This window comes from Shewanella aestuarii (genome assembly GCF_011765625.1).
Classification (GTDB): domain Bacteria; phylum Pseudomonadota; class Gammaproteobacteria; order Enterobacterales; family Shewanellaceae; genus Shewanella; species Shewanella aestuarii_A.
Genome location: NZ_CP050313.1, coordinates 3,038,809 through 3,065,489 on the forward strand (window position 1 = coordinate 3,038,809; position 26,681 = coordinate 3,065,489).

The 26,681-nt window shown below is 40.9% G+C and carries 24 protein-coding genes; 15 read left to right on the forward strand and 9 right to left on the reverse strand.

The genetic code is table 11. The features are described 5' to 3' along the window. Positions 1-184: 184 nt before the first annotated feature. Positions 185-391, reverse strand: a complete 207-nt coding sequence (locus HBH39_RS13370) for a hypothetical protein (protein WP_167679065.1) — start codon at positions 389-391, stop codon at positions 185-187. Positions 392-756: 365 nt separating this feature from the next. Between HBH39_RS13370 and HBH39_RS13375 the strand changes: the two genes are divergently transcribed. The 3 genes from HBH39_RS13375 to HBH39_RS13385 all read left to right on the forward strand — a co-directional run bounded on the left by HBH39_RS13375 (position 757) and on the right by HBH39_RS13385 (position 5,944). Next, on the forward strand, positions 757-3,666 hold the full coding sequence (locus tag HBH39_RS13375) for an ImpA family metalloprotease (RefSeq protein WP_167679067.1): 2,910 nt from the start codon (positions 757-759) through the stop codon (positions 3,664-3,666). Positions 3,667-3,902: 236 nt separating this feature from the next. Then, positions 3,903-4,238, forward strand: coding sequence for a PBPRA1643 family SWIM/SEC-C metal-binding motif protein (locus HBH39_RS13380; RefSeq protein ID WP_167679069.1), 336 nt, complete (start codon positions 3,903-3,905; stop codon positions 4,236-4,238). A gap of 170 nt (positions 4,239-4,408) precedes the next feature. Next, complete coding sequence (locus tag HBH39_RS13385) at positions 4,409-5,944, forward strand: MFS transporter (RefSeq protein ID WP_167679071.1); 1,536 nt, start codon at positions 4,409-4,411, stop codon at positions 5,942-5,944. A gap of 134 nt (positions 5,945-6,078) precedes the next feature. Here the strand turns inward: HBH39_RS13385 and HBH39_RS13390 are convergent, their stop codons facing one another. From HBH39_RS13390 to HBH39_RS13400, 3 genes are all read right to left on the reverse strand, one after another. After that, positions 6,079-8,376, reverse strand: a complete 2,298-nt coding sequence (locus tag HBH39_RS13390) for an OmcA/MtrC family decaheme c-type cytochrome (protein ID WP_167679073.1) — start codon at positions 8,374-8,376, stop codon at positions 6,079-6,081. A 304-nt stretch (positions 8,377-8,680) separates the two neighbouring features. Further along, positions 8,681-9,634 carry a LysR family transcriptional regulator gene (locus HBH39_RS13395; RefSeq protein WP_167679075.1) on the reverse strand — a complete coding sequence of 318 codons (954 nt, stop codon included), beginning with the start codon at positions 9,632-9,634 and terminating at the stop codon, positions 8,681-8,683. Between the two features lie 64 nt (positions 9,635-9,698). Continuing rightward, the gene (locus HBH39_RS13400; RefSeq protein WP_167679077.1) at positions 9,699-10,412 is read right to left on the reverse strand and encodes a 16S rRNA pseudouridine(516) synthase; all 714 of its coding nucleotides are present in this window, start codon (positions 10,410-10,412) and stop codon (positions 9,699-9,701) included. A gap of 77 nt (positions 10,413-10,489) precedes the next feature. Between HBH39_RS13400 and glnD the strand changes: the two genes are divergently transcribed. From glnD to HBH39_RS13420, 4 genes are all read left to right on the forward strand, one after another. Continuing rightward, positions 10,490-13,150 (forward strand): [protein-PII] uridylyltransferase, encoded by a 2,661-nt coding sequence (gene glnD / locus HBH39_RS13405; protein WP_167679079.1) that lies wholly within the window; start codon positions 10,490-10,492, stop codon positions 13,148-13,150. Between the two features lie 101 nt (positions 13,151-13,251). Continuing rightward, the gene (locus HBH39_RS13410) at positions 13,252-13,428 is read left to right on the forward strand and encodes a hypothetical protein (RefSeq protein ID WP_167679081.1); all 177 of its coding nucleotides are present in this window, start codon (positions 13,252-13,254) and stop codon (positions 13,426-13,428) included. 101 nt (positions 13,429-13,529) lie between these two features. After that, positions 13,530-13,754: a YcxB family protein gene (locus tag HBH39_RS13415; RefSeq protein ID WP_167679083.1), complete on the forward strand. Its 225-nt coding sequence runs from the start codon at positions 13,530-13,532 to the stop codon at positions 13,752-13,754. Between the two features lie 82 nt (positions 13,755-13,836). Beyond that, the gene (locus tag HBH39_RS13420; protein WP_167679085.1) at positions 13,837-14,118 is read left to right on the forward strand and encodes a hypothetical protein; all 282 of its coding nucleotides are present in this window, start codon (positions 13,837-13,839) and stop codon (positions 14,116-14,118) included. 66 nt (positions 14,119-14,184) lie between these two features. Here HBH39_RS13420 and HBH39_RS13425 read toward each other — a convergent pair whose 3' ends face one another. After that, complete coding sequence (locus tag HBH39_RS13425; protein WP_167679087.1) at positions 14,185-14,568, reverse strand: MAPEG family protein; 384 nt, start codon at positions 14,566-14,568, stop codon at positions 14,185-14,187. Between the two features lie 460 nt (positions 14,569-15,028). On the opposite strand from HBH39_RS13425, the gene HBH39_RS13430 reads away from it, so the two are divergent. Further along, a complete protein-coding gene (locus tag HBH39_RS13430; RefSeq protein ID WP_167679089.1) occupies positions 15,029-16,501 on the forward strand; it encodes a hypothetical protein in 1,473 nt (490 codons plus the stop codon). Between the two features lie 593 nt (positions 16,502-17,094). Further along, entirely contained in the window at positions 17,095-17,295 is a 201-nt protein-coding gene (locus HBH39_RS13435) for a hypothetical protein (protein WP_167679091.1), read from the forward strand. Between the two features lie 16 nt (positions 17,296-17,311). On the opposite strand, the gene HBH39_RS13440 is transcribed toward HBH39_RS13435, so the two are convergent. The 4 genes from HBH39_RS13440 to HBH39_RS13455 all read right to left on the reverse strand — a co-directional run bounded on the left by HBH39_RS13440 (position 17,312) and on the right by HBH39_RS13455 (position 20,854). Further along, positions 17,312-18,157 carry an IS3 family transposase gene (locus tag HBH39_RS13440; protein WP_167679093.1) on the reverse strand — a complete coding sequence of 282 codons (846 nt, stop codon included), beginning with the start codon at positions 18,155-18,157 and terminating at the stop codon, positions 17,312-17,314. After that, complete coding sequence (locus tag HBH39_RS13445; protein ID WP_167679095.1) at positions 18,154-18,663, reverse strand: helix-turn-helix domain-containing protein; 510 nt, start codon at positions 18,661-18,663, stop codon at positions 18,154-18,156. The genes HBH39_RS13440 and HBH39_RS13445 overlap by 4 nt, the downstream gene beginning before the upstream one ends. 300 nt (positions 18,664-18,963) lie before the next feature. Continuing rightward, entirely contained in the window at positions 18,964-19,767 is an 804-nt protein-coding gene (locus HBH39_RS13450; protein ID WP_244325807.1) for a cobalamin-binding protein, read from the reverse strand. A gap of 70 nt (positions 19,768-19,837) precedes the next feature. Next, positions 19,838-20,854: a DUF2235 domain-containing protein gene (locus tag HBH39_RS13455; RefSeq protein WP_167679099.1), complete on the reverse strand. Its 1,017-nt coding sequence runs from the start codon at positions 20,852-20,854 to the stop codon at positions 19,838-19,840. A gap of 99 nt (positions 20,855-20,953) precedes the next feature. Between HBH39_RS13455 and HBH39_RS13460 the strand changes: the two genes are divergently transcribed. The 6 genes from HBH39_RS13460 (at position 20,954) to HBH39_RS13485 (ending at position 26,679) form a co-directional block, all read left to right on the forward strand. Continuing rightward, the gene (locus tag HBH39_RS13460) at positions 20,954-21,496 is read left to right on the forward strand and encodes a hydrolase (RefSeq protein ID WP_167679101.1); all 543 of its coding nucleotides are present in this window, start codon (positions 20,954-20,956) and stop codon (positions 21,494-21,496) included. 67 nt (positions 21,497-21,563) lie between these two features. Beyond that, on the forward strand, positions 21,564-22,892 hold the full coding sequence (locus HBH39_RS13465; RefSeq protein ID WP_167679103.1) for an ABC1 kinase family protein: 1,329 nt from the start codon (positions 21,564-21,566) through the stop codon (positions 22,890-22,892). A 14-nt stretch (positions 22,893-22,906) separates the two neighbouring features. Continuing rightward, entirely contained in the window at positions 22,907-23,698 is a 792-nt protein-coding gene (gene bla / locus HBH39_RS13470; protein ID WP_167679105.1) for a subclass B1 metallo-beta-lactamase, read from the forward strand. A 52-nt stretch (positions 23,699-23,750) separates the two neighbouring features. Then, positions 23,751-24,128, forward strand: a complete 378-nt coding sequence (locus HBH39_RS13475; protein ID WP_167679107.1) for a VOC family protein — start codon at positions 23,751-23,753, stop codon at positions 24,126-24,128. A gap of 157 nt (positions 24,129-24,285) precedes the next feature. After that, positions 24,286-25,977 (forward strand): RluA family pseudouridine synthase, encoded by a 1,692-nt coding sequence (locus HBH39_RS13480; protein ID WP_167679108.1) that lies wholly within the window; start codon positions 24,286-24,288, stop codon positions 25,975-25,977. A gap of 276 nt (positions 25,978-26,253) precedes the next feature. Further along, positions 26,254-26,679, forward strand: coding sequence for a DUF4339 domain-containing protein (locus HBH39_RS13485; protein WP_167679110.1), 426 nt, complete (start codon positions 26,254-26,256; stop codon positions 26,677-26,679). Positions 26,680-26,681: the final 2 nt, after the last annotated feature.

Below are 26,681 nucleotides of genomic sequence, written 5' to 3' on the forward strand. Positions count from 1 at the left end.
ACCCACAAAAAGAGTGATCTCAAATATATTCTTAATCGTCTTTTTCCATTTTTGTTCACCATAGTTGTATGCCTAATGCCGCCTACACAGGCCAAGCGACAGCGAGAACCAGCCCAATACGTTTTTTACATTGGGCGCTTGTGCTTGACCTTGTTATGTTTTTTATACCGAAAACAATTCAGAATTAGTCTTCTAAACGAAAAAGAAGCGATCCGCTACGGTCTGTAGCCTGCTGACCTTCGAAGACACCAACATATTTGCACGGCATTTCCATGTGGTAGACCTCATCTTCATCGTTCCGCAGAACCATCTGCCCAGATAAGTTGTAGACGTACTCACCGTCGAATGTTCCTGTGTTCGCTCCACTGGCATCATATACTTGCTTTAACATTCTATTCTCCTTTTGAAACATAACTCCCAAGCAGGGGCAGCAACGGCTGAGGGTATCGAAAACAAGATGTTTTCGTTAAGCGGCCATATATGGCGTACAGCGTCCCGAAGTAGTATCTGCAAAGGGGTTATTACCAATTCAATTTAAATTGATCTCATCAAGACTGTTTATTTCAGAAACCCGAGAAGTTAATAAGCTCTTTAACTTTGCACTTCATCACATCAAGCAGCATAATGCTGTAAACATGTTAAATAAGATGGCGATATGAAACAAAAATACTCATTCATCACCCCCGCTCTTTTGTTGCTATTAACGGCATGTGGCGGCGGAGGAGAATCATCTGAGCCCCCGTAACACCGCCCACAGTGACGCCGCCAGTAACGCCACCGCCAGTTGAAACTGCTGCACCAACTATTGCCGCTATTCCCCCATTAACCGAATGGAATAATGAGGCCATTAGCATTAGCGCAAATGTGACTCTAGATCCCACTGTGACCGCGACTTATCTATGGCAACAAACTGCGGGTGCAGAAGTAATTATCAGTGATGCGGATAAACAGACTGTGATAATTGATGGGTCACAATTAGAAGATGACACGGTTGTCACCCTTCAGTTAACAGTGACTGACAGTAACAACAAAAGCGCTTCAACTCTGGTTAATATCAGCTTGAACGACCGCATTACAGCAGCCATGAAAACGGGCAATGCCAGTGATATCACTGGCCCACTTGTCACGTCTTTGGTTAAACGCCTTAATCAAGATTTTCTGCAGACTAAGCTGTTACAAACTGATTTTTTGAACACCATTTTTAGTACTGACGCCATCGTATTTGAACCCGGTCAGCATTCACAATTAATTGGAATTAATAATGCGATTCATGGTTATCCCAATAATCCAACCTTTGAATTACTGAAAGGGAATCAAGGGCGTATTTTCGCTGCCGCAACAACTCAACAAGGGGTTAATCACGCTGCATTTGGAACCGATATTTTTAATCGTCTTAATGCAGGACACTTCCCTGAATTTGAAGCCAGCTTTAAGCGGTTATTAGCTTGGCAAATGCAGCAAACATTAACTGATGCATCGACTAACCACATTAGCCTATTTGGTCTAAATGAATCTGGTGCAAGTCGGGTAAAAACTTGGTTTGCAAGTCACTACCCAAATATGATCGTCACTCATTGTGCCGATAGTGCAGCAACGAATGACACATTAACAAGTTGCGTTAATGATAGTGATTTAGTGGTTGTTGCCTCAGATGAAGTCTTTACCGATCTTCAACTGAATAGCGTATTGGATTCCGCGCTAACTCAAAAAAAACCACTGCTCTATACCCACAGACATTCTTGGAATAGCAAACCACAAACTGCAATTGTGCTGGGAAAAATTCACTTTTCAATGCAAGGTCCAGGCGGCCCGGGCAATTTTTTCAGTGCAGATAAAGCTAATTGGAATAACGTTGCTGATATGCAACAAGCCTCACCTTTATTCAATGATGAGCAAAAATGGGTTAACGGATTCTTAAACCAAGAATTTCCGTTTAATTTTAGCCAGTGCCAAACAGATTGTGATGCCGTTTATAACGACAGTTACCGCCCAAGTTTACTCGCAATAAAGCAACGTATTAATCAGTTAGATCAAAATAAAATAGCGCTTTTCGAACAAGAAAATAGCCATGCTATTTATAAAAAGATAGTACTACTTGGCGATGTTTATCGTCAGGATATTCAGTATCCAATGAATGTCGCCAGTATAGATAACTTAAGTTTCGCCAAAGCCTACTTTGCTGATCACAGTATGTTTTATACCCGCTCATTTAGCATGGTACCTAACTCACTGGGTAACTTTAGCCGCACTGACTTTAGCCATGTTTCACCTAAAGATAAGCAAATTAACCTGACCAGTAAAAGTGGATTCCGCTCGACAGGGGTTTATCACATTCCCGGTCAACCAATGAGTATCAAGCGCTTGGACAATAGTGCAGTCCGTACATGGGTATTTGTTAATACTCAGCGTTCAGGCTCCACCAAAGAGTTTGGCGATAATACTTACAACAGACCTAAATATCTGCAGTCACCTCAAATTGAGCTTAAAAACGGTGAAACAATCACCCTAACAAGCGCTTATGGTGGCCCGGTGCAAATACGATTTGAAGAGTCCGATATCAACACTCAATTCAGCTTTAGCAATATTGGGGAGCACCCGTATTGGCGTGATGGAATGGATGCCAATACCTTTGCCACCTCACTTGCTCAGGCCGATTACGATTGGGCAGAAATCGCCAGCCCACATTTTGAAGTGCATTCGCAAATCGATAAAATGCAGAAAACGATGGCGCTTTATCCTCGTTGGAATAGTGCAGATACCATGGCTGAGGCCATGAACAATAACTTACATAATTTGCCGCATGTTTTAGCCGGTTATCAAGGCCCGAATATCGATACCGTGGCTGAAATTGTAGATTTTGCTAATAACCATAATTTAGCAATCGCGCAATTGAACAAGGTAAAACACATGAATGCAGACCAAGCAACCTGTGGTTCAGGCTGTTCAGGTAATCCTTATGATGCATTTTGGAGTTTCAACCCACTAGGTCATGGCGATATTCATGAGCTCGGCCACGGATTAGAACATTCAAAACTGCGTTTCGATGGCGTTGATAGTCATGCGTCTACCAATCCATATTCTTATTACACTAAGTATATGAACTACTTATCTTTAGGTGAGCTACCAAACTGTCAATCATTACCGATAAAAAATGAGTTTGATTTACTGCAGCAAAGCGTGCAAACAGCGGATCCATCGGCCTTTATGAAAGCCGCCAACTTGAGCGGTTGGAACCAAGGCATGTCCATTATGGTGCAAATGTATGCCACAGCCCAAAAGCAAGGAGCCTTATCTAATGGCTGGCATTTACTGCCTAGGCTGCATATTATTTTGCGCGAGTTTGAAAATGCTAAAAATGATGTCAGTAAGTGGGATGCGATTAAAGCTCAGCTTGGCTTCAGTCTTTTTGAACAAACCGAGGCTAAATCAATCAGCAATAATGATTTTCTGGTCATTGCCATGAGCCATGCCACTAAACTTAATTATTTACCGCTGTTTGATATGTGGGGATTAACGGTTTCTGATAAAGCCAAGTTACAAGTGAACCAATTTGGCTATGCAGCCACCATCAAACAAGTTTTCGCATTTGAAAAAGACGGTTATTGCTACGGTTTAGATATGCCAACCGTGGCTATTGATGGCATTCACCCTTGGCCTTTAAACTAGCGAAGCAAACTACCAACCAATAAAATCAGAGGGTTAATTACATTATCCCTCTGATTTTTATTCTCCTTGAGATCATACTCATCAACTCGGGCTTTTAATCGCACTTTTGCAAGTGAGTTTATCAACAAGCGCCTCCCGTATAAATCAGCATAATTTATCAATTATACTGGTCAAATAGTGCTAATTACTGTAAAAGCTTCAGCCAAAATCATCATCCAATTAAACGGTACACCACTATGTCAGATAAATTCTTTTTTAAAGGTCGCAGAACCCCAAAACCGGCCTATGGCGAAAGTGGCTATAACACCAAACGCCAGACAAAAATTGGCACCAAAGCAAGCCCGCTTCAGTTATCCGTTCAAACGGAAGAGCGTAAGCAAGCTGTACAAATCATGGTTGATGAACAACACTTATTTGCGGTTATTAGCGTAAATAGTGACGTTGAAGAAAACATTGTTGAACTTGAAGGTATATTAAATAAACCTAAAGCCGTTGTGGCTGAAGCAAAAATCAATCGCAATGACCCATGTACTTGCGGTAGTGGCAAAAAATACAAAAAGTGTTGTGGATAATACGTCCCTAACACTCAAAATCAAGCGAGCATTTAGCTCGCTTTTTTTGTTTAAGAAATACTCAACCATCACGTGATAGGGCAATTAAGCCAGAGTTGTTTTGTAATTAGCGTTAATTTAGGTAAAGTGTCTGCCAATTTCGCTAAATAATCATAACAAAAGGGTGACATATGAGCGCTAATTCACACTCAGGTAACGACCTCAGTGAAGTGAAACAATTAGGCATGTGGGCGTCAATTACCAGTTTAGGATACATATTCTGGATAGTTGGCGGAATGGAATTGGTTGAGCGTATTGCTTATTACGGTGTAAAAGCCAGTGCGGGGTTATATGCAAAATCACCGGTATCGGAAGGTGGTTTAGGCATTGATTTACACGATTACGGTATTATTCTTGCCGCTTGGGCATTGCTGCAAACCTTTATTCCAGTTTTTACTGGTGGCATATCTGATCGCGTTGGCTACAAAGAAACTATATTTGCCTCAACTATTATCAAAATCATGGGTTATCTCACCATGGCTTTGTTCCCTAACTTCTGGGGCTTTTTAGGCGGTGCTATGCTGCTCGCTGCCGGTACTGGAATATTTAAACCCGGTATTCAAGGGACATTAGTACTCTCAACAAGACGTGAAAACACCTCTATGGCTTGGGGTATATTTTACCAAGTGGTCAACATTGGCGGTTTTTTAGGCCCCTTAGTTGCGGTGCATATGCGTCAGTTATCTTGGGATAACGTGTTTTATGCCTGTGCTGCCATTATTTCGCTTAACTTCCTATTTTTATTAGCCTATAAAGAGCCCGGAAAAGATGAACGTATTGAGCGCGCTCGCAAGGTTAAGTCTGGTGAAATTCAACAAGAAGCCCTATGGAAAGATGCCCTACATGAACTAAAAAAACCTGTAGTTATATACTATATGTTAGTGTTTGCTGGCTTCTGGTTTTTGTATAACTCACTGTTTGATGTGCTACCTATTCATATTGCTGAATGGGTTGATACCAGCATTATTGTTACCTCTTTATTTGGCCCAGAAGGAACCAGCAGCGGTATTTTACAATTCTGGTTAGGCTTAAATAATGAAGGCACTAAGGTCATGCCTGAGGGTATGCTGAACTTAAACGCAGGTATGATCATGACCACCTGTTTTTTAGTGGCCGCTTTTACCGCTAAATATCGCATTACCACTGCCATGTTAGTTGGCTGTATTTTAAGTATTGCCGCCATTATGTTGGTTGGGGTATTTAATGCCGCGTGGATGATAGTGTTAGCCATTGCAATGTTCTCGTTAGGGGAAATGATGATCAGCCCTAAAAAGAATGAGTTTATGGGCAACATTGCCCCTGAAGGTAAAAAAGCCATGTATCTCGGTTTTGTCATGCTACCGCAAGGCATTGGTTGGACTTTAGAAGGCTACTTTGCGCCTAAGCTTTATCAAATGTATGCCTCAAAAGAAATTATTTCTCGTGATGAATTAGTTGCCCGGGGCATGAGCCAAGCGGATGTTAATGCGATTCCACAAGGGGAAGCTTTTACACGCTTGGTGGAGTTTACTGGAATCGAAGCGCAACCATTAACGCACATGCTGTATGAAGCGAATAATATTGGTATGGCTTGGTACATTATTGCAGCCATTGGCATTATCTCTGCGGTCGGTATTTTTATATACGGTAAATGGTTACTGACAATGCAGCGCCAACAAGCGAGCTAATTGACTCAATACGACTCAAATAATTAAAGGCTATTCTGAGCAACTGTGATGAAATCAGAATAACAAAAAGGGAGACTGGATAGTCTCCCTTTGTTTTATCTAGCTAATCATCAACTCACAACATATCTGATAGCTTAGTGAGCGACGCCACTATGAGCTTTATCAATACCGTAAGCTTTACCTTCAGCATGACATGTTGCACATGATTCAATAGGTAAATCAGCATCCGTCATAGCATCACCTTGAACGACAGCACCATTACTCTTGAAGTGAGATAGCGCTGAACCACTAATGTGACAAGAGCGACATGACTCAGCAACAGGCGAAATAAATTCTGTTGCGCTAACTTGGATAGAGCGTTTACCTGATGTTAATCCACCATCAGCGGCAAACATGACAGCACCTTCTTTATGACAAGCTTGGCAATCTGTGGCTATTGCAGGATAACCAACCGTTTCCATATCTTTGTTAAAGTAGATCCCGCCACCATCCCATGAACCACTGTGGAAACGGTGAGCAACAGTAACTAAGTCACGGTTACTAAAGGTAATACCTGGAACTTCTGCAAATACAGGCTTGCCTTCAGTATCCACTTCACCGGTATCATAAACAACACCACCATGGTAAGAACCTGGGTAGCGATTGTTATGACAATCCATACATTGGGTAAAGTCAGTTGCGCCATGAGTTCCTTTAACATGGGTTAAGTTACCATGGCAGGTATTACACTGAGCTTCGCTGACTGTAATGCGGTCTGGATCATCCATACGAGCAATGACAGTTTCTGCGTTTGGATCAGATAAGTTGAAGTACTTAATGGGTGCATTATTAGCGACGCCAATTTGCTCAACGTCACCATCATCATTAGTGGTACATTTCACCACTAATCCGCTTTCAGCACAAACCTGTATTTCAGCCGTCACATAGATAGGACCAACTAAACGGCTTGCGTCAAAATCTTTAGCGAAAGTCATCACACCGCCGCTTAAACTAGCAAGATCGCCTATCGCCATACCAAGTCCACGTAAAGGCGTACCATCAGCTTCTAAATTACCAATTAACAAACCACGACGAGTGCTGGTCATATACGGAGTTAAGTCAGTACCATCGGCAATGGCTGCGCCGTTAAGCGTGACATTAGCAACCACGGTTAAAGTAGACTTTGCAGGATCTGCTGTTGGTGTAACAGTCGCTGAAGTAAAGTCGAATGTTAACCCTTCTGCGGCGGTTGCTCTATCGCCTACGTTATGAGCCAAGATTGGGCTTAAGCTACCTGCACCATGACAACCAGCACAAGCTGCATCGCCACTTGGAATGATACCTCGGTGATTTTCACCTGTAGTCAAATCAACATTCATATGACAAGAAAGACAAGCTTCAGCATAAATGTTGTCGTTCCACTGAGTGCCATTATCATGACAAGTTGTACATTCGCTCAATTCCGCAGGAAAATGAACACCCGCAAACTCTTTTGCATCACCTTGAAGTAAACCATCTTCGGCAAGCACTCCACCAGCATGAATGGTATGGATCATCGCATTCCAATTAGGATTAAAACCTTTATCGGGATCGGTTTGATCAGCTGCATAAGCTGGGTTATGACAAGTGACACAGTTTTCAACTTTCTGGTAGTTATGGTGAGCACCGATATTGGCAATACGCATATCACCTTCAGCATACCCAGTTAACTCACTGTGACATTGAATACAGGCGGCATTAGAAACAGAATCTTTAGCAGAAACGGCTAGCTCACCTGTTGCAGGAATAAAATCAAGCGGAGTAGAAAGTAACTTGTCGCTAATGCCTTCCCCTGATGCATCCGTTACATCATAAGTACGAACCATCACTCTGAATAAGCTATTAGGGTCCCCATCGGCAGAGACCACTGGCGCATTGCCTTCATGTGTCCAACTTCCTGAGTAAGTACCCAAGTTTTCAGTATCTTCTACAAGTGTACATGCATTAACAACATTACCTTGGCGATCCGTTGTTTCCCCCGTTAGATTACAATACATACTAGAGCCAAACTCATTGGCGATTGAGTTACTGGACCACAACATTGGCGCACCAGTACCAGAGTCATTTTCAACTTGGTTAATCACATAAAGTGCAATTCTTTCAAGCCCTGTGAATGGAACATATTCTCCTTTAGTATTTTTAGCTGTGGCAGTGAACTTAATGCTAAAAGGCTCACTTCCAACAACAACGATATCTTCAGGCGCTAACGTTATCTTGAAGTCTGCGGCGTTCGCACTCACTACAGAATCAACCACTGAACCAGCAGGCGTACCTGGTGTGCCCGGAGTTCCAGGAGTCCCTGGTGCGCCAGGTGCTCCATCTTGACCGTCTTTTCCGTCAGAACCACATCCAGCGATACTGAGTGCTACAAGAAGTGCTGCGGTAAGCAGTGTTTTATTATATTTTCTAATCATAAATCCCCCGATTTAGATTTGTAGACAATACACATACAAAATATAAGGAAATTAGAAAAAACACCCGATGAAGATTGCAAATATGTGAATCGCGGTTAAACAATCGTTAACAGAAATTTGCAATTTTAGTTTTTGATATTCAGAGCTTGATTTAAATCAATTTTTTTCAAGATGAGATGACTATTGTTTTGCATTTAAAACGCCGATAAACGCTCGCTTAAATAAAGTGACATTGGAGTGGATAGCAGGTCCCACGCGCAGGAAAACGATATTGCTTACAAAAGTCCCATAAGTGAATCGAAATTTACAAGATAACCGACTGAGTAATTTGAATAACTTGTTGTTTGATATTTAAAGAATAACGTCGATACGCTTCATCTCGCTCAATAAGACAGTAATGAGGCATTGCCATCACAGCATCAAGTTTTGCAAACTCTGAAGCAGGCAGTTTTTCAACCCGTAACTGCGGAATATTATTAGCAAATGCACCTTCATTAAAAAGCGTCAACGACAAGCTATTCATGGTGAGAATATGCCAATACCACTCTTCGATTGTTTTAACGCAGTCAATGTCATCTAAAGGTAAGCCATGGGTTTGACAATAGAGTTCTAGCGGATCAATGCGATTATTAAAGCCACTACAACATAAATAAACCACTCGATGCTGAATAATATCTTCTAATTTAAACGCTTGAGCCGTATTCCAAAAAGCATGTTGCTTCGCGCCAACAACACATAAGGCCCCTACTTTAGCGATAGGAGTCACAGCTAAATCATGGGTGTCTTGCCCCATAAAACCGATGCCAAAATCTAATTCACCTTGATAAATTTGCTCTTCAGTATCTGATTGCCAACTGTGCAATTTGATCTTGCCAACCAAATTAGCAGAATGACTAATCGCCATCGCCACGCTTGAAATAATGTTCGGTGAAACAGCCACTTGTAAAGTTGTTTTTTTATTTTGAGTCGCATGCTGGCTCGCTAGGCGCTCGATTTGACAGGTCATTTCACACAACTGACAAATAGGTTGATATAAAATTTCAGCTAACGGAGTGGGCTTTAAACCTTGCTGACGACGATAGAATAATTCGTCATTAAAAATACTTCTTAGCGAGGTCAAACAACGACTTATTTTGGCTGGGGAAACGGATAACTCTTTTGCAGCAAAATTGGCAAAACCAGTTTCATATGTCAGTTTAAAAACCAATAAACTAAAAACATCTAACTCACTGATTTTTTGTAACGCTTGAATATCCACATGCCACCCTGCACTGTTAACCAATTGTAACAAGCTAGCATAAGATATTGAGCAAAAAGTTGATCTAGCGCTGAATAATGCTCAGCACTTCGGTTTTTGTTAATTGACGATATTGACCCGGTTGTAAATCAGTATCTAACTTGATGTCACCTATCGCGATTCTATGTAAACCAATCACAGGGTTTTGAAAGCGGCCGAACATTCTTTTAATTTGATGATATTTACCCTCATTTAACTCAACCATAGCTTGAATTGGCGATAAAATCTCCAGCTTTGCTGGTGCGGTTGTAATACCTTCATATTCAAACCACATGCCTTCAGCAAAGACCTTAATGTAATCTTCATCAATAGGGTTAGCTAAGGTAACTAAGTAACGCTTTGTCACTTTATTATCAGGTGACATCAGAGCTTGAGACCATTTCGCATCATTGGTAATTAGCAATAAACCGGTCGAGTTTAAATCCAAACGCCCCGCGATATGCAGTAAGTCTTTATCAATACCAACAAGTAAATCAACAGCGGTTTGATGCTGTTTATCCATTGTGGCACTCACCACGCCTTGGGGTTTATGCAACATCCAATAAACAGCTTGTCTTTGCTGTAATACCTGTCCCTGGCAAACAATAAAGCTAAACTCATCTATTTGCTCATCAGGAGACATAACCAATTGACCATCAATCATTATTTCACCTTGCACGATCATATTTCGTACTGATTTTTTAGGAATTTGTTGATGCTTGGCAATAAAGGTATCAATTCTGCCGCGTTTAGATGCCATAAGATATATTTTTTCAACGTTGAGTTAGCTTACATAATACCTTACCCTGTATACGGAAAAAACAAACAAGGAGTCACATGATTTCGCAACCTGTCAGCACAGAATTGCGCCCGGGGATGAATACAACAGAACTGAAACAAGCTATTGCATCACTGGATACTTTTTTAGAAGACAATATTTTACATTGCCCAATCAATGAAACGCTCACCACCCGAGCGAACTTTTTTGATCAACTACTTGGCCTTTTATGGCAGTCTCATCAGTTTTGCAGCGATAAATTCTCTCTTAATGCGGTTGGTGGTTATGGCCGAAGCACCCTACACCCCTTTTCAGATATTGATATTTGTATCATTCATGATGGACCATTAAATCGTGAAGAATCTACCAGTATCAGCACCTTTTTAACTCAATTGTGGGATTTAGGGCTAGACCTTGGTCACGGAGTTCGCTCGTTAAAAGATACCTACAAAGCCTGTAAAGAAGACGTCACCATTGCCACTAGCTTATTAGAAATTCGCAATATTACTGGCAACAAACAACATGAAAACCAAGTATTAGCAGCCCTCTACAGTGACAAACTGTGGAGCAGTAAAGCATTTTTTAGCGCTAAACTTGAAGAACAATTACAACGGCACGCAAAAGCGCAAGGCACAGCTTACAACATTGAACCCAACTTAAAGACCAGCCCAGGAGGTATGCGCGACTTACAAACCCTTACTTGGGTTGCGCGTAAGCATCTTGGCGTTGGTGATATGCAAGCACTAAGAAAACACGGTTTTTTCACCAATGATGAATACGCCGAATTATTAGAATGTCAGAACTTCATTTTTAGAGTTCGCTTTGCGCTTCATCAAGCGGCAAAACGCTCAGAAAACCGTCTTTTATTACAATATCAAGCTGAAGTAGCCAAATTAATGGGGTTTGGTGAAGGCAGCCCGCTCGGTGAAGGCGGTAACATTGCCATTGAAAAAATGATGCGACAACTCTTTCGTGCAATGAAACGCATTAGAGAACTCAATCAACTCTTAATGGCCTATTTTTCCCGTGAAATCGCGCCCAGTAAACGCAGAAAAACAATTGTCATCAATGATAATTTTGAAATTATTGAAGAGCATATTCACGCTCGTCATGAAGATGTGTTTATTGACCGCAGCCAAATTATGTCGCTGTTTTTATTGATTGCCACACATCACAATCAAATTATTGGTATTAGCCCAGAAACGTTAAGGCTATTGCGTCAAGTTCGCCGCCGTTTGATGGGCGACCTACAAGATTTTCAAGCCTGTCGAGAAACCTTTAAAGCCATTTTTGCCCATCCTCAAGGTATGGGGCTCGCCATTACCTTGATGCATCAACACGGTATTTTAGCTTCTTATTTGCCACAATGGCGCGAAGTGGTTGGGCAAATGCAGTTTGACCTGTTTCATGCTTACACTGTTGACGAGCACACCCACAAGGTACTGAAAAACATCTACCAATACAGCGTTGACAGTCAAAATGGTACGTTAACCAAAGATCGCCAACTTGCAGCTGATTTATATCAGAAAATGTCTCACAAATCCGCATTGCTGTTTGCCGCACTATTTCATGATCTTGCAAAAGGTCGAGGCGGTGATCACAGTGAATTAGGGGCCGTTGATGCTAGCTTATTTGCTAAATTTCATGGTTTAAAACTGTCCCATGAACGATTAATTTGCTGGTTAGTTGAAAACCACTTATTGATGTCGATTACCTCGCAGCGTATGGATATTCACGACCCTGATGTTATTAACCGTTTTGCCCAGTCGGTAGGCAGTCAAACGCGATTAGATGCATTATATTGTTTAACCATTGCCGATATTCAAGCCACTAATGATGACTTATGGAATGATTGGAAAGCTTCTCTATTAAAAGAGCTTTACTTTGCCACCCGCAAAGCCCTGCACAGTGGTTTTGAAAACGTTTTGCAGTTACGTGTTGTCGTGCGCGATCATAAGTTAGATGCCATGCGCACTTTGTGCCAAAGTGGCATTGACGAAAGCAAACTAAAAACCTTGTGGAAACGACTTCCTTTATCATTTTTCAGCCACTCTGAGGCAGAAGATATCGTCAGGTACAGCCAAGCTTTATTAACACATCAATCACCCTGTCAGCAAGCTGAACACCCAAGCCCGTATGAAACCCTCATATTGCTTGATGAAACCGTTGTAAAAGGCGGCAGTGATGTGTTTGTTTACACCAAAGATCGTCCCGGATTATTTGTAAAGCTATTCAACGCATTAGCCACATTGCGCATTTCGGTCAAACAAGCACAAATATCCAAAACCAAAGATGGCTATGTCATTGAGTCATTAAAAGTACTCGACTTTGATGACAAGCCTATTTTGAATGCCTCTAGACGAAAGCAAGTAATTGATAAACTGTATAAGGTGCTAGATCATGACATTCAATTACCCAAAAAACGTCAGCCGAGAATGCATCAAAGCTTTGAAAATCAGTTAAGCATTGCGTTTTTATATTCACGTCAATCAACCCGCACTTTACTCAATGTGTCAGCGCTAGATACCAGTGAGTTTATGGAACAAATCGCCAGCGTATTTAGAAAACAAAATCTAACAATCCACTCAGCAAATATTAGTACTGTTGGTGAGCGGGCTGATAACGTGTTTTTACTGTCAAATGAACAAGGTCAACAATTATCAGATCAAGAACAACAGCAATTAACAGAGCAATTAAAACAAACAATCAATGATGGTTAACCAATAGCGTGTTATTCAGGGCAAATCGCTATCAATGATTTGCTCCTGAATAAGCCTATGCGATAATTCAGCTAATTTGATAATCACATTGACTGACCCCTATGAACAAACCTTTTAGCTATAGCTACGACATCACACTAGATAAAAACTATTTCAGCGAAACTTATGACGCCTCAGTCAACCCAAAGTTAACCGCCAAAGATTTTATTAAAACTGGAATTTTTGCCTTAATTGGTTTTGCTATTTTGTTATCTAGCAGCATGGGGACAATCAATTAGCCAATAAAAATGTCTATTACCTTGGCTTTTTCTTTATTGGTTTAAGCGTTGTGGAAGGCTTAAGTATTAAATTTAAACGTACTTGGTGGCTATGGCGCCAAATGATGAGCAAAGCAGCTAACAATACCGCAAATATTACCCTGAATGACCAAGGTATTAATACCCTATCCAAATTTGTCAGCCACACTATTTTATGGACTGAGGTTTATCGAATCACTGAATCTGATAACGGATTTTTAATTCATTTAGGCAAGCAACAAAACTATTTATCAAAACGGGGCCTCAGCGATGAAGCATTAAGCTTTATTCGCAACAAAATGCATTAATTACCTGTTAGCTATTTGTTATTGAAACAACTTAGATTAAGATTTGTTTCAATAACAACGTTCTGCTTAATCGGATCCTGAAATGAAAATCACACATTTAGTTTTTATGCTGACCTCAATTGCATTAGCATTATCACCAGCGGCAACAATGGCTCAACCTCAGGCTCCCGAGCAACAAATCATCTCCTTAAAAGCGGCTTGCACTCAAATTGCCCAAGAAGATTCCATCCCAGATAACGAGCTAGCACAATTTTTACTTGATTGCGTCAACGACCAACTGACCGAAAGCGGTTATCAACGTATCGAGTCGATTGATGGCAAGGTTGATTCGACGCTTGCAACCGAAGAAAATGACCCGCTTTAGTCGATTTACCCCAGCAATTAACCTTACTCACCAAAGGATGCCCTATTAGTCATTGGCTGATGGGCTCTATAAAGCCTGTACAAAAATACCGATTGACGCGCCAATAGCGACAAACCAACTTAATGAGCGCAAGGTGCTGTAATTTATCAAATAAAAAACATGATAAATCACTCGTGCCACCACATGAATTATTGCCAGCATGATCGCTGTATCATTCACACTATTGGCTGCAATCACGCTGACAACGCACAAACCAAACACCAATAATGACTCGAAAGCATTTTGATGCCCCGCCAAAGCCCTTGCACCAAATCCCGTTAATTTAGCTTGTTGCTCCCTTGGGTGCGCATTATCGTAGCCGCCCAATTTAGCCATAGCAAAAGCCACTGGCGCTTTAGCCAAATAAGGTAAAAGTATGGCGATGAGTAAACAGATTAAAAGCGTATTCATGTAAAACCTACCAAGGTGATGTGTATCATTCTCGCAAAGTTATAGCATGTCGGGAGTCAAATGCCTTCATCTTAATCAACTCATGTGAATGCTCTTAAATTACTTATAACCCAAACAGACTGAACTGAAAGTACTTAAAACCACTACTTTTATACTAGCCTCACGCAAAATTAATTTCGTTTATAAAATCGACTAAAAACGCCCTAAAAAAATTAACAAGACTTTTTCCACTTTTGTAACCAAATGTTTTAATTATCTTTGACACATGTGTTGCAAAATTGTTAACTTAGAGCCGCTACTCAATTTTCACGCACTTAGCCGTACTAAAGTTTCAATTTACTGACACTTTTTTAGGTAAGAGCTTTGTTGAGAATACAACCAATTTTCGACCACGATGTTGATGCTTTAACCAATATGGAATTTTAGCCGATAATAACCAACAACAAGGATGCTATAAGAAATGAAAAAACTGCTCGTGCTATCAGCGCTCCTTATCAGCATGCAAGTTTCAGCTAAATCACTGCCCCCTATCTTAGAATATTTGCCAAACTGTACACCTAACTTAATTGAAGGTATTTATATTGAGACAAAATATAATGGCAGCTCAAACGATAAGTTAGTTGAAAGTGCTTTCCATCTTGTTCGTCAAAAAGCCAAAGAGAAACGCGTAGACGCAGTTATTATTACCAACCTTATTGAGACCAATAAGATTATTGTTACTGCCGATTTAATCGACTATTGTGATGAAGACGATAGCTTATCTTCGGTTAGCACAGCTTATAATCGACTTAGTCGAAAGCCGATAAGCTTACAAAGAACAACCACGCAGCCGCAAACTCAAATCGCAAAAGCCAGTCAATCACAACCAGTTAAAAAATCAATTAACTCGATTGATCTTCCAGCAACAACCCGTACTGAGATAACCCGCACTGAGCCAAACCGCAGGACCAGCGCAAGTGTCAGCAGTACGATACCAAGATATACTGAAAAGCAACTGGCTGATCTTGCCTCTCAAGTCTCTTTAAAATCATCAAACGTGACTTTAAGCAGTGCTTATGGCGTCAGCATTGACGATTCAACCAATCAACTAATTAATACACTTGGTCCCGCTAGCGCAATTTTCACCCTAAACGATCAAACAAATGCTTGGTTATACGGTCGTGAATTGTGGTTTATCGTTAAAAATGAAACCGTAAAAAAAATCACTTATAAAGAACGGTCTGTGTTGAATTTTACCGGTAAAAATCTGATCAGTTATGATGAAAAGTTTGATAACAATTGGCGTATTGATGATAAAGCCACTTATCGTGATGATGTTGCCAAAGTGAACAGACAATTAAACTATCTAAAGCGTCAAACGAAAGATCAATATATTGTCTCTAATCAAAGTAATATCCTTACTTTAGATTTCAATGAGTTTTCATCCTATTACGATGACGCCTCGGAATTACTCTTAACGGGCTTTAACTTCCAATCTAGAGATTTTGATCAAGGTAAAGTTGACATTTTATTCTCTGACATCAAACATGAAAAATTGTATGACCTGCTGATTCCATCCAATGATCCGCAACCGCAAAAACTTGATACCTTAGTGACGCGCTATGTACCCAATATAATCAATTTTTCCGATTCAGGTATGTGGGAAGTATTGTCAAAAAACATTCAAGTGAAGCATAAAAACAATATTATCAAGCAGGTAAAACTGTCAGAAAGTATCAACTACCCTGTTGAGTCTGATGCAGAATTTATGCGTTTTTTAAACAAGTTAAAAATTCCCGCAACGCGAAAAGCCATGCTAGATCACTTCAATGGTAATGTGACGACTTGGTTAGAAAAAATCAGCGTCTCTCGTGATGGCTTTGTGTTAAAAGCAGAGTTCACATCAGAAGATGATGATGCCATGCTGATATCTTTGGATGTTGAGTATTTATAGATCACATCAGGGTTAAACTTTGCCCGCCAAACCTAAAACCAATAAGCCTAAGCATCATGCCTAGGCTTATTGTTTATTTGAATAAGTGTGATTTGAATTAAGTGTGATTACCAAGGGAAGCTGACTCTCGAATTAAAGAGTATTAATGACCTCAATTCAAATTGAATTGACAATAACCCCTTTACAGATACTGCTTCGGGACGCTGTACGCCATCCATGGCCGCTTAACGAAAACGTCCTGTTTTCGATACCCTCAGCCGTATCTGCACAGGGTTATTTATCTCTTCGATTTGGCTTTATTTGAACCCCAAATTAAAAGCGTAAGAGATACTTAGAATTTGATTAAATTGAATTTTGAAGTTTTTCTATTGGTTACAAACAAGGTCAAATCGAAGAGGCGAAAATTTCAGGGACCTTTTGATTTATATAAAGAGTGCAGCGTGTCACAGTCGTGCTTGCACATAAGGTCGCTCTTTCACATCTGACCCATAGGGATATGGGAAATGTCAGTGTGATGTAGTCATCCTGAACATCCCAGCGGCAGGCAATTGGTTAGATTGAAGTAATGGCCTGCTGTAACTGAGTCAATTAAAATGAAGTATAAAGTTAGTGGTCGTAACGTATTTTTGCCCCAAAGTATCTTTGGAATATTGCCTGCGGCCACTAACGTCGTGGCGCTTCGCCCACACCAGACCAAAGGGGCAAAACGCACGCTTTTTACAAAAGAAGCCCTTTGGAAAACCTCTGCGCCCCAAACGAAAAATGCTGAAAGCGCATATGAAGTGACCCCATAAAGTTGGACATTTCTAGTTAAGCGGCTTCTTTTAAGGCCTGATTTCGGTACTCAACCGGAGTTAGGCCTTTTAGTTTGACCTTAATTCTCTTTTGGTTGTAATACGTTATGTATTCTTTGATTGCGCTAATTAGCTCATTTGCGCTTTCAAATTTACGTCCATGATACATTTCTGTTTTAAGTAAAGCGAAGAAGTTCTCTGCTACTGCATTGTCTAGACAGTTCCCTTTTCTCGACATGCTTTGAGTTAATCCTGCATCTTTCAACATTTTCTTGTATTTGCTATGGCGATATTGCCAACCTTGATCACTATGAACGATTGGCTTTGACCGACTATCAAGCTTTGCCAATGAATCTTCTAACATGCCAGTGACCAATGTTAAACGAACATGCTTTTCAACTCGATAAGCGACAACTTCTTGATTGAACGTATCTATTACAGGTGACAAATAGACTTTTTGCCCCTTTACTTTGAACTCTGTAACATCGGTTACCCATTTTTCATCGGGCTTGTCAGCGTTGAAGTCACGCTTTAAAACGTTAGGTGCTACTTGGCCTTGCTCACCTTTGTAAGAGCTATACTTTTTAGGCCTAACCATGGATTTCAAGCCTAGCTCAAGCATTAATCTCTGTACTGTTTTCTTATTCATTTTGTACGTTTTACGCAACTCTAAGTGCACTCTACGGTAGCCATATCGCCCTTTATGTTCATGGTAAATATCACTAATGAGCTTCCGCTCCTCTTGATAAGGGACCGGTTTACCTAATGACTTTTTTTGGTAATAGAACACGCTTCTAGGTAGCTCTACAGCGTTAAGTAAGTGCTTAAGGGAATACTCATTTTTTAGAGCCAGAACTATCAACGCTTTCTCTTTGTTTGTTGACGTTTTTGCTGTTCCAGCTCCTCTAACTTTTTTAAAACAGCGTTCTCCGCTCGAAGGTAGGCAAGCTCTTCTTTTAACTCTTCAATGCTCTTCTGGTCATCAGATTTTTGGGCTTGTGAATTTGAGCGAAGTTTCATTTTTGGCCGACCTTTAGTTTTTGAGCGCAAGCCGTTTATGCCATCAGAGATATAGTGTTTTTCCCACATATATAAGATGCCTGGGCTAGACAAATTTAAGACAGCGCTAGTGTGGCTGATTGACCATTGATTTGTCCACATCAGATTTAATGCAGAGAGCTTTGCATCTGCAGTCTGATATTCATGCCCGTCACGAAAGGCCTCAAATTGATGAATGGAGTATACCTGACTCCAGTATTTGACCAGCCTAGGATGTATTTTAAACTCTTTAGCTAGTTGAATAGGTGACTCACCAGATAAATGACGTTTTGAAACAGTTAATTTGAATTCTCGTTTATGCTTATACATAAAAAGACCCCCAATAATTGGTGTCCAACTATTGGGGGTCTGTTCAATATTTTCGATGGGGTTTTATCCAGCTTCTGACCTCGGTTGTTGCTAACTTCGGTCATTGTCGCCTAATACAAAATCTCCCTAACGCTTCCGATTTGCGTCTGAAATAAATTGATTTACAAATGTCACGATTGCAGGGATACCAAAGAGTGACCGTGGCCTAACGAAAGCTAGCTTGGCATCCATGCCAAGCTCACGGGGTCTCGAAACAAAGAGCTCGATGACCTCAACTCAAATTGAGTCTGAAAGCACAAACTAAGCTTTTCGCGCCCTGTTCAAGGTGTCACAAACAAGCTGAACCCCTTGAATTGCTCTTGGAGATGCTCGGTGCAGTAAATCTGCATTGAGCTGATAAATATGCTTTTCCTTAACCGCGGGTAATTCAGGCCATTTAGACCAATCCACGCCTAACACATTTCCTTCATCCTGACTTTGTAAAATCACCTCAGGCATGGTGAGCAATACATTTTCAACACTGACTTGCGGATAGTCACTGGCGGCATCATAAAATACATTATCACCATGACAAGCCTCAATTATATATTGGATCCAACTGCCTTTAGCGACCGTCATTAACGGCGTTGACCATAACTGATAAAACACCTTTACTGGCGACTTTAATTGATTTTCAGCACGGATATCCGCTAGCTGGTGACGATAGTTTGCTGCGACTTTAGCGGCTTTATCTTGATTGCCAGTAAGTTCACCGAGTGCCTCTAATTCACTGGCCACGTCGTCAAGGTTCTTGGGGTCGCTGTTAAATACATTAAACCCTAATCGTTTGATTTGATTTATATCTTCTAGCTTATTACCACTTTGCCACACGACAATTAAATCTGGCTCCAGCTCAATAATACGTTCAATCTGAATGCCATAATAGCCGCCAATCCGCGGGATGTGTTTAGCCGCTTGGGGAAAATCGGCATGATCTGTAGTTGCAACTATCAACTCGCCAGCGCCAATGGCATAAAGCATTTCAACCGCATGAGGAGATAAAGCAATAATTTTTAGCGGCTGTTTATTTGAAGCCTGCGCTAAAGGCGTAAATAGCCAAAGCATCACACTTAATAAACCCAAAATGCCAATATGGCGCATAATCTTCTCCATTAATACACAAACTCCTGATTTATTACCAATGATGCTGTTTAGCATAATCGACTAAGTTTTTAGGTCGATATTCACTATCTTGCTGCCAACGCAGCTTAACAGAAGGGTGAACTAAAATAGATTCAACGGCTGTTAATTGCCTATAAGTTTTCGTTTTGATCCGATAAAACTTACGCCGTGAGTTAACCAGCTTAGCCAACGGGTTAGGCACAATACCACTCAACAAATGGTTTTCAATACTTAATCCAAATAATCTTGCTTGCTCCATCATCCACTGCAAAGGGATGTCTGATAATGAACTGCCATCCTCATCGGGTGGATAACTGCCTCCGACATTACTGTGGGAGCCTGCAAACCAAACTTGTTGAATATCGGTGGAATTTCGAGGTGACCATATCGTCGGAGCAAAGTCTTGGCGATGCTCATCAATGGCTAACGCATGACGAGCAACATTAACGTTAGGGCCGATTTTGGTATCATAAAACTCATCTTTATCTTCAAACAGCCCTAAAAATGAAATCGGGATCCCCATTGCGCCAACCGTATCCCACACACCAATGAATGCGATATCACTAGAAGGATGGGAATATTTGGCTCTAAACGCCACAGATTTAGTGCCATCAGGTGCGTATTTACTATCTTGCGTTTTGTAATGCTCAAACGCTTGCTGAATATACTTAGCTTCAGGGCGTTTAATAATTCCGCAATTATAAATCAATCCTGATAAACACCGCACAGTATAAGCACCACGGCTAAAGCCAAATAGCCATATTTCATCACCGGGTGCATAGTTTTGTACGATATAGCGATAGCCATCCATAATGTTTTTGTGTAAGCCCCGCCCGGTTGCGCCAGCCACAAAAGCATCGTGATAAGAACCAATACCCCAATCATAAAAAACCTGCTGCAACTTACCATCCACAGCAATGGGCTCAATCGCTCGAGCTATTTTTAGTACGTTTGTTGCATAATCGGTTGCTAAATCTTGTTCAGGTCGATTCCAGGTGCCATCGGCACAAATCACAATCCTTTTGCTCATTTTTATCTTCCTCAGTATCGACTAAAGCCCCATAGTCATATTGTTTAAAAAATCATCTACTATTAAAACTGAATATAAATGACATGAGAATTAGCCGAAATGATTAATCCAGCAGATTGCCTGTTAATGGTTGTTGATATACAAGGAAAACTCGCTCAAGTTATGCAGCAATCGTCAATGCTTCATCATAGGGTAGCCACGCTCATTGAGGGCGCAAAACTGTTTGATATGCCGATTATTTGGTTAGAGCAATTGCCAGATAAACTCGGCAGCACCTCAGAAGAGTTGGCACAACTATTAAGTCCAGTTTGCCAACCCATTGCCAAACAGCACTTTAGTAGCTGGCAATCTGTGCAAGTGCAAACCACTCTCGCACAACAAGGGCGTAAACAGGTTATCTTGTGTGGAATTGAAACGCATGTATGTGTATATCAAACCTGTAAAGACCTGCTCGAAAATGACTTTGACGTCCACATAGTTGCTGATGCCATGTCTTCAAGACAACTCGATAACAAGGTGCTTGGGATTCAAATGATGCTCAATTTAGGCGCTCAGTTGACCAATGTAGAATCGCTGCTGTTTGAATTACAACACCAAGCTCAAGGCGATAGATTTAAAGCGCTGCTCAAGCTAATTAAATGATCTTATGCTGCTAAACTGGCGTATCCTTGTCCATAGTTTCATTGGCCAATCACCAGCTTGAGATAGCATGAATAAATCACTTGATAGCAAAAATGTCACCAAAGTTCCTAGTAGTCGATTATCCAGGTTGTCAGCTTTTGGTAGCCTAGCCACTCGTCTTGCTGGAAATGTGATTAAAGAAGGTGTTAAGCAATACAGCCAAGGCCAAACGCCAAAACTTCAACAACTGGTATTAACCCCGACTAACATTGGCCATGTTGCAGATAAACTCGCGCAACTTCGCGGCGCAGCCATGAAAGTAGGCCAAATGCTATCAATGGACGCGGGTGAATTATTACCAGAGGAATTATCACAAGTACTGGCAAAACTTAGAAACGATGCCAATTTTATGCCTCACAAACAGCTAATTTCAGTATTAAAAAGCCACTGGGGTAACGATTGGATAGACGCCTTTGGTCAATTCGAATTACGCCCTTTTGCTGCTGCATCCATTGGCCAAGTGCATCTTGCTTATCTTGCCACAGGTGAAAAACTCGCGGTAAAAATTCAATACCCCGGCATTAGAGACAGTATCGACAGCGATATTGATAATGTAGCCTCGCTGCTGAAAATGTCAGGCTTAGTACCAGACAACGTCAAACTGGATTTACTACTCAATGAAGCCAAACGACAATTACACCATGAAGCCGACTATATTTACGAAGCCAAATTATTAACCCAATATCAAACATGGGTGAGCCAAGACCCTCATTTTGTGGTGCCAAAAGTTTATTCAAAGCTAAGCAACCATAGCATCTTGTGTATGGAATTTGTCGAAGGCCAAACGATTGAGTCAGTAGCCAATCTAAGCCAAGAAGTGCGCGATGAACTGGCGACCAATTTACTCAAATTATTTTTAGACGAATTATTCACCTTCAAGTTAGTACAAACCGACCCTAACTTTGGCAACTTTCTTTATCAAATTGATACCAATAAAATTGTCTTACTCGATTTTGGCGCCACTAGACCAATTAGCAATAACTTATCAGCAGGTTACAAAAAGCTGATGCAAGGTGCCATGAGCAGTGATTACAATTTAATGACTCAAGCAGCAAAGCAAATTGGTTTCTTTGAAACAGACATAACTGAAGCCCAACAAAAACTTATCGTTGATATTTTTCATCAAGCCTGTGAACCATTAAGGTGTGATGGGAAATATGATTTTGCAGGCAGCCAACTGGCAAAACGAGTCACCACGGCAGCAAAAGCCATGAGTACCCAACAAGATAAATGGCATACTCCGCCAATGGATGCTATTTTCGTTCACAGAAAACTTGCGGGCATTTATTTATTAGCGGCAAAAATCAAAGCGAATGTTGATGTTCGGGCACTGTTTTCAAGTCATCACTTAAACTAACTTTGGGCTCAGGCATGTTTATTTCAAATTTACTGCGTATTTGTTGCGGATTAATATTGCCGTTCACTCTTGGCATATTTTCAGCCAATGCCCAAGAAGCAATAGACTTAACTCAAGTCGATAACACACTTGAACACCCTCACCAACAAGGGCAATTAGAAATCACTGCCATCGGTGATGGGGTTTATTTGCATAAATCATATCTAAATATTGGCAGTTGGGGGTTAGTTGTCGCTAATGGTCTAGTGGTTGTAGATAACAACCAAGCTTATATTATTGATACCCCATGGACAGATACCGACACAGCACAACTGGTAAGCTGGATTAAAAAACAAGGCTATACCCTTATTGCCAGTATCTCCACCCATTCCCATCAAGACACATCCGGCGGTATTGGTTACCTTAATGGCATTGGCATAAAAACCGTCGTTTCTGAAACAACCCAGCAATTACTTGCCCTGTCAGGCCAAACCACAGCAACAAGCACATTTAACACTAATCACTATGAATTAAAAACTGGCTTGATTGAAGTCGATTTTATTGGCCCAGGACATACCAAAGACAATCTAGTGGTCTGGTTACCTAAACAACAGATCCTTTTTGCAGGCTGCTTAGTAAAAAGTCTAGATAATCAATCAATGGGTTATATAAAAGAATCAGATTTGACCCAATGGCCACTGACACTTGAACAGCTTAAAAGACAATTTAATCAAGCAAAAATACTTGTACCCGGTCATGGTACCCCAGGTGACATGACATTGGTTGATCACAGTATAAAGTTAATAAAAACCCATAATAATCAATAAAACATCATATTGAGTTCATCTGAACCAAAGTGAGTTTCACAAGGAGAGTTACATGTTTAGTCACATCATGATTGGCGCTAACGATATTGCCGCTTCAAAAAAATTTTACGACGCTATTTTAGGCGCTTTAGGCTATGCCCCAGGGAAAATTGATGAACACGGTCGCTGTTTTTATATGACATCTAGCGGAATTTTTGCTCTTACAAAACCTATTAATGGTGAAGCAGCCACTTACGCTAACGGCGGAACCATTGGCTTTACAGCCTCAAGCCCTGAACAAGCAGATGCTTGGTACGCAGCAGGAGTGGCTAATGGTGGCGTGGGCTGTGAAGATGCACCAGGTGTTCGTCATAGCCCATTTGGTCCTTTATATCTGGCTTATTTACGCGACCCAACAGGCAACAAGATCTGCGCAATGCATCGCGGCTAAGCACTTAATCGTATCATTTATGTCAACCTCAAGCTGGCGCAAGCCAGCTTTTTGTTGCTCGCCAATAAGACCTGCTTTTGAAAAAGCGCGCAATGATAGATGCAGTTCAGGTGTCGACAAGGTAAAATAAGCGCCCTTTGATTTTTGAGTAAGCGCTATGTCAGTGACCGACCCTTGTTTTATTACTTTTAAAGACAATTTTGACACTAAAAGCTTACCCAACAGCTTCACGTTTCCGTTTTACTACCAGCCACATGCCCTTTGCCGACAAGCAGCAGAGCAATTGCAACATGACTGGTTAATCCCGAATACTTGGCAACATAATTTTGGTTTAAACCCAGCCAGCGATTCAGGCATGATTATTGGTAAGATGTTTGGCGTGTTAATTGTTAAGAATAAACAAGGCGAAGTGGGCTTTTTAGCGGCGTTTTCGGGCAAATTAGCGGAACAAAATATCTTACCGCCCTTTGTACCGCCTGTGTTTGACATGCTAACCCAAGACAGTTTTTTTAGTATTGAAAACCAACAAATCAATGCGTTGAACCAAAAATTAACCGCACTTGAAACGAACCCAAAACTTGCCGAACTCACGTTGACATTAGCGCAGCAACAACAAGTTGCAGACCAACAACTCGAAGCACAAAGGCAACTCATTGTCAGTAGTCGTAAACAAAGAAAATTAGCTCGCCTGCAAGGTGAAACCACTTTAGATGGATCAGCTTTTAAAGCCTTATCCATAGAGCTAAGCCGCCAAAGCGTGCAACAAAAAAATGCCTTAGCAACACTGAAACAAACTTGGCAAAACCGCATCACAGAAATAAAGGAACAACTGGCACAACTGACTCAACAAATCGATACGGTAAAATCACAACGTAAGGCCTTATCAAACGCCTTGCAGCACAAACTATTTGGCCAATATCAATTTACTAACATTTTAGGCGACAAACGCGATCTCAATGATATTTTCAATGAGACGCCTAACCATTTACCGCCCGCTGGTGCTGGAGAATGTGCTGCGCCCAAATTGCTTAATTATGCGTTTAATCATGATTACCAGCCGATTGCTATGGCCGAATTTTGGTGGGGTGCCTCACCTAAATCAGAAATCAAACAACACCAAAACTTCTATCCGGCCTGTCATAGTAAGTGCCGCCCGATATTAAGCCATATGCTAAAAGGCATGACGGTGGATCCCGATCCTCTACTTGTTAATCCTGCGGCAAACAAAACAATCGACATCATCTATCAAGATCAGCACATTGCCATTATTAATAAGCCAGCCGAAATGCTATCTGTGGCAGGTAAAAATATCACCGACTCGGTGCAGACTCGCATGAAAACCCTATTCCCAAAGGCAACCGGTCCATTGATTGTTCATCGACTAGATATGTCAACGTCGGGATTAATGGTGATCGCACTTAATCAGCAAGCCAATAAAGCCCTGGTGCAACAATTTATCAATCGTACCGTAACCAAGCGATATATTGCCTTAATTGATGGTTGCCCCGCACAAGACAGCGGCACAATAAACCTACCATTAAGGGTTGATTTAAACGATCGACCAAAACAAGTTGTCTGTTATGAACATGGTAAACATGCGCAAACAGACTGGTGTATTTATAAAAAATATACATCTAAAACGTTGCTGCACTTATACCCCAAAACAGGCCGAACACATCAATTACGCATGCATTGTGCTCATCATCTAGGATTAGGAATGCCCATAGTCGGAGATGATTTATATGGCACCCAAGCTGACCGATTACATCTTCATGCTGAATTTTTAGGTTTCCACCACCCAGAAACCAACCAATGGATTGAGTTTTCAAGCCAAGCTGATTTTGAGTAGTAAAAGCCCACCAGCAAAATGTTAAAAAATACCGATAAGGCTAAAGCGCAAGCGCAATAATTGCCGAGCAAATTTTGTGTAAAGTACACTAAAAACAAAACGATCGCTCACAACACTAGTCATGTTAAAAAATATGAGTTAATGTAACAGGTTGTAAAGGGTGCGAATTGTGATTCTGGCGTTCTAGAAGCAAAAATTGATAAAAACCGCAAAAATGCACCTAAAACCCTGACGTTGTATAACATCCAACACACTATTAAGGATAAGAGTGGAACTATGAAAGAGTGGTATTTCTCAAATAATGGTGAAGTTAGTGGCCCACTAGGGCTGACAGAATCAAACAAATTTATCGAACAAAACCCCAATAGTTACGCATGGCATCCTTCCTACGCACAATGGATCCCAGTAAGTCATGTTGAAGAATTCAGCATAACAGTAACACCTCCACCCCCGCCTCAAGAAATTCCTAAGAAATTGATTGAGCGTTTTATTGCAAAAGAGAAAGAGTTAAATACAGCATTAGGCCGCATTGAAAGTACCTTTAAAGCAATTAGTAACTCATTGTCAGATTTAGATCGTGACACAAATAGAACCAAAACGGTTACTCAGAACTTAAACCAAGAAGTTAAAACAACCATCCGAAGTGTTAATGAACAATATGAAGCACTGCAACGTAAACTTGCAGGAGCGGCAACCTCGTAACG

Coding starts and splice junctions, on each gene's coding strand:
- HBH39_RS13370 (WP_167679065.1), bottom strand. CDS start 391: ATGTTAAAGCAAGTATATGATGCCAGTGGAGCGAACACAGGAACATTC.
- HBH39_RS13380 (WP_167679069.1), top strand. CDS start 3,903: ATGTCAGATAAATTCTTTTTTAAAGGTCGCAGAACCCCAAAACCGGCC.
- HBH39_RS13385 (WP_167679071.1), top strand. CDS start 4,409: ATGAGCGCTAATTCACACTCAGGTAACGACCTCAGTGAAGTGAAACAA.
- HBH39_RS13390 (WP_167679073.1), bottom strand. CDS start 8,376: ATGATTAGAAAATATAATAAAACACTGCTTACCGCAGCACTTCTTGTA.
- HBH39_RS13400 (WP_167679077.1), bottom strand. CDS start 10,412: ATGGCATCTAAACGCGGCAGAATTGATACCTTTATTGCCAAGCATCAA.
- glnD (WP_167679079.1), top strand. CDS start 10,490: ATGATTTCGCAACCTGTCAGCACAGAATTGCGCCCGGGGATGAATACA.
- HBH39_RS13410 (WP_167679081.1), top strand. CDS start 13,252: ATGAACAAACCTTTTAGCTATAGCTACGACATCACACTAGATAAAAAC.
- HBH39_RS13415 (WP_167679083.1), top strand. CDS start 13,530: ATGATGAGCAAAGCAGCTAACAATACCGCAAATATTACCCTGAATGAC.
- HBH39_RS13420 (WP_167679085.1), top strand. CDS start 13,837: ATGAAAATCACACATTTAGTTTTTATGCTGACCTCAATTGCATTAGCA.
- HBH39_RS13425 (WP_167679087.1), bottom strand. CDS start 14,568: ATGAATACGCTTTTAATCTGTTTACTCATCGCCATACTTTTACCTTAT.
- HBH39_RS13430 (WP_167679089.1), top strand. CDS start 15,029: ATGAAAAAACTGCTCGTGCTATCAGCGCTCCTTATCAGCATGCAAGTT.
- HBH39_RS13435 (WP_167679091.1), top strand. CDS start 17,095: ATGAAGTATAAAGTTAGTGGTCGTAACGTATTTTTGCCCCAAAGTATC.
- HBH39_RS13445 (WP_167679095.1), bottom strand. CDS start 18,663: ATGTATAAGCATAAACGAGAATTCAAATTAACTGTTTCAAAACGTCAT.
- HBH39_RS13450 (WP_244325807.1), bottom strand. CDS start 19,767: ATGCTTTGGCTATTTACGCCTTTAGCGCAGGCTTCAAATAAACAGCCG.
- HBH39_RS13455 (WP_167679099.1), bottom strand. CDS start 20,854: ATGAGCAAAAGGATTGTGATTTGTGCCGATGGCACCTGGAATCGACCT.
- HBH39_RS13460 (WP_167679101.1), top strand. CDS start 20,954: ATGATTAATCCAGCAGATTGCCTGTTAATGGTTGTTGATATACAAGGA.
- HBH39_RS13465 (WP_167679103.1), top strand. CDS start 21,564: ATGAATAAATCACTTGATAGCAAAAATGTCACCAAAGTTCCTAGTAGT.
- bla (WP_167679105.1), top strand. CDS start 22,907: ATGTTTATTTCAAATTTACTGCGTATTTGTTGCGGATTAATATTGCCG.
- HBH39_RS13475 (WP_167679107.1), top strand. CDS start 23,751: ATGTTTAGTCACATCATGATTGGCGCTAACGATATTGCCGCTTCAAAA.
- HBH39_RS13480 (WP_167679108.1), top strand. CDS start 24,286: ATGTCAGTGACCGACCCTTGTTTTATTACTTTTAAAGACAATTTTGAC.
- HBH39_RS13485 (WP_167679110.1), top strand. CDS start 26,254: ATGAAAGAGTGGTATTTCTCAAATAATGGTGAAGTTAGTGGCCCACTA.